This window comes from uncultured Treponema sp., from assembly GCF_946187725.1.
Lineage (GTDB): Bacteria > Spirochaetota > Spirochaetia > Treponematales > Treponemataceae > Treponema_D.
This window is the reverse complement of record NZ_CAMHSK010000079.1, coordinates 1-3,287: the sequence shown is the minus strand read 5'-3', so window position 1 is coordinate 3,287 and position 3,287 is coordinate 1. Positions and strand designations below refer to the sequence as shown.

Here is a 3,287-nt window from a genome sequence, read left to right as displayed (position 1 = left end):
CTACTGTCGTTCGGAATGGAAAGACTGGAACAAACAGGTAAGGAGCATACAATTAATGGTGAAAAAATTAAAGCTCGTAAAAAGACAAACAACAAGTGGTTTGAAACACAGGATAGCATAAGTTATTGGGACGAATTTAATAAGCCAAAAATGCTTTGGAGCGAAACAATGCGAGTTCATAAACACAGTAATGAAGAGAGTTTGAAATTTTTTCTGTAAATATGGGTATTCTATGATAATTTAGATTTATGAGGAAGCAATCAGACTGATTGCTTCCTTTTTCTGACTATACATTTATTAAAGACATAAGTCAATATCAGTTTTTCATTGTACCAAGGATTGTAGTATGATTATTAGCATATTAAATTGATAAATCGGGATTTGAAGGAGTATCACTATGTGGTTTTTATTAGCGCTTGGTTCGGCAATCTTTGCCGCACTGACATCAATATTGGCAAAGATAGGAATTGAAGGTGTCGGATCGAATCTGGCTACTGCGATCCGTACGATGGTTGTTGTTATCATGGCATGGGGAATGGTATTTATTACTCATCAGCAAGCCGGAATAAAAGACATTAGCCAGAAATGCTGGATTTTCCTGATTCTGTCCGGCCTTGCTACTGGTGCCTCATGGCTTTGCTATTACAAGGCCTTGCAGATGGGAGACGCTTCAAAAGTCGTCCCGATTGATAAGTTGTCCGTTGTCATTACGCTGATACTGGCGTTTGTTTTTCTGCATGAAGAATTTACTTTTAAGTCAGTGATAGGGTGTATCCTGATTGGAGCCGGAACATTGCTGATGGTTCTGTGATACAAATTCCAGTTTGTCGATATGTTCCTGCATGGGCGAACACACCACTAGAAAGATCCTGCTGATAAATAAGATAACCGCCTGTATCATATCTGAATAATTCTTTTCCACTCGTATTTTCTGCCTCAAGTACATTTCCGAATATATCGTATACAAAACGGTTTTCACCTTCATCAGAATACTGAATTGTACGCATACGTCAATTGACGCTTACGATACAGTAACCCTTCCAGTACGCTGCTGCTTGCCCATGGCATTAAAGCAAACCAGGTTGAAGAAGGACTTCCGTCTTTATACTTTTCGACAACCAGGCCCTGGCTGTAGCAGAAGCGTTCCGACATCCAGCCTTTTTTGCCGTAATCAAATTCTCCGTCAAAATGATTATATGTCTGGCAGCCCCATAAAATTGTATCCTGCATGCGATTTTTGATGTATTCAATTGTGCGGGAATCTTTTTTTGCATGCTCAATAAAGTAAGCCATCTCACTAACAATTGATGAAGACATAGGATGAATATGAGGATTACACACTGAAGTAATGCTGCCACCACAGGAACTCCACTTGAGTTTGCTCAGAGGCGGAACTTCGATACGCCCGTTATAACAGAACTTGTAAGAGAACTCCTGGTACAAGGCTGTTTCCATATAATCAAGATAAAGTTGATTTTTTGTAAGCTGATGTAAAAGTTTTGCTGCCCTGATAAAAGCAAGTACACCTTCGTTATCCGGAGCCTTGTCTGTATCAAGCGGACTTCCATAGCATTCAAGCTTTGCAATAAAAGTCTCGTAATAATGGGTTAGAGATTTTTCAAAGAGAGGAAGATTCTTAGTATCATTTGAAATCAAGGCAAAGAGAATGCTTGCGGCCAGTGCCCATGAGCTTCCAAGAGAATCATATTCAATACCAGTTCCATCAGTCTCGGAGTAAACAAAAGGATATTCACCCACACGGTTAATCTCTCGTTCAAGAGCATGAACTACAGTTTTAGAGAAGGTGAGCCAGTCATCGTGAATCCTTCCATTTTCTTTTTCAAATTGGTAAGCCTTCAAAAGATAATAAGTAAACTGTCCGTCCAGATAAGCCGAATGTCCACCGCTGTGCATTCCGCCATACCACCAGCCGTGACAGGTCCAGTTTTGTCCGTCGAAAGTTTCATACGGAAGCGATGATGCTTTGTTCAGGGAGTTATCAACAATATTTTGAATACATTCAAGAGCTTGTTCCCTCATTTTCTGATTATTTAGACGAGCAGAGGCAATAAGCTGCGGGTAGGCAACAACAATTCCATTGGTCCAGGAAATAGAAGGAATTACATTATAAGAAAAACTTTCCTTGCCCTTCTGATCAAATCCTGCTTCTCTTACAAAACCCGAATAACATTTTTGAGAGGGAAGCCAAGCATAATCGCAGACCGCCAGTGATAAATCTTTTATTGCTTCTTCCAGAGATGCCGATTGGCGTGGAGCTTCGTGATATGCGTCATAAACATTTCTGATAACCTTGTGAATATCTGTTACCGAAGCTGCATCAAAATCATAAACATAAAAGATTTGTGTAATTTTTTGATTTGCCTGCAAAGTAAAATAGTTTTGTGAAGTTTGTCTTGGAAGAATTGTATGTGACTGAATAAAAAGCCAGGGTGCATTTTCATAACCGAAGGTATAGCCGATAGTTTGCCTTTTGGAATTACAGGTAAAGCCGCCATACTGTACAAAATCTTTTTCGCAATAATAAGGAGAAGTGTGAAAGCCACGAATCTTTGGAGAGTTTCCATTTATGTACATCAAGGCACATGGGTGAGAAAGTCTGTCTCCCCTTACCATATAAAATGAAGAAAGCGGACAATCAGAATCTGAAGGATTTGTGAAAGCAGAATTAAGCCGGGGAAATTTACAGTCTACCTTCCAGGGCTTGTCTCCTCTGTTTGAACCGTACATAAAGCCCGGAAGATAAAAATCAGCCTCGCTGGCTGCCTTGTTATCTGCCTCGAGTTCAAGGCGCATAATTCCTTCGAAAACTTTTCCGCTGGTATTTTGAATGCTTACTTCAATTTTATAAGGAGAAGCTGATGATCCGTTTCCTCCGAGAATCTTTTCCTGATAGTTCAAACCGTAGACTTCAGGGGAATCATAAATATCAGATTTTTCTTCAACTAATTCGAGATGTCGTTTTTTTGAAACTGCAGATAATTTAAAGAAGTCAGCCATAATATAATGATAATATTAAAACAGCTGGAAAAAAAGAACAAATCTATACAAATATTTCCATTTGTTATGAAAGACGATTATCTCAAGCCAACCTTTATAAATTCAATAACAGCATCAGTTTCTTATAAAATTTTTATCCTGCTCAGGAATTTTATCATCAGAAACAAAACGTTCAATTGTCATATGAAGGTCATATTTTTCGCGGAGCTCTGCGATTGTTTTCATCATTGGTGTTGCGTGGTGCAAATCAATTGCTTCCTGATTTTCCC

Annotated in this window: 2 protein-coding genes and 1 pseudogene; 2 read left to right on the top strand and 1 reads right to left on the bottom strand. The window is 39.0% G+C overall.

Annotated elements, in window-relative coordinates; all coding sequences use genetic code 11:
- Both Q0Q74_RS14165 and Q0Q74_RS14160 read left to right on the top strand, forming a co-directional pair.
- Window positions 1–219, top strand: a pseudogene (locus tag Q0Q74_RS14165) (hypothetical protein); the annotation flags it as partial.
- A 178-nt stretch (window positions 220–397) separates the two neighbouring features.
- A complete protein-coding gene (locus Q0Q74_RS14160) occupies window positions 398–811 on the top strand; it encodes an EamA family transporter (protein WP_027434472.1) in 414 nt (137 codons plus the stop codon).
- Window positions 812–984: 173 nt separating this feature from the next.
- On the opposite strand, the gene Q0Q74_RS14155 is transcribed toward Q0Q74_RS14160, so the two are convergent.
- The gene (locus tag Q0Q74_RS14155) at window positions 985–3,018 is read right to left on the bottom strand and encodes a hypothetical protein (protein ID WP_294431919.1); all 2,034 of its coding nucleotides are present in this window, start codon (window positions 3,016–3,018) and stop codon (window positions 985–987) included.
- Window positions 3,019–3,287: the final 269 nt, after the last annotated feature.

Bases quoted from the DNA above. Each gene is read 5' to 3' on its own strand.
- Q0Q74_RS14160 (WP_027434472.1), top strand. From the start codon at position 398: ATGTGGTTTTTATTAGCGCTTGGTTCGGCAATCTTTGCCGCACTGACA.
- Q0Q74_RS14155 (WP_294431919.1), bottom strand. From the start codon at position 3,018: ATGGCTGACTTCTTTAAATTATCTGCAGTTTCAAAAAAACGACATCTC.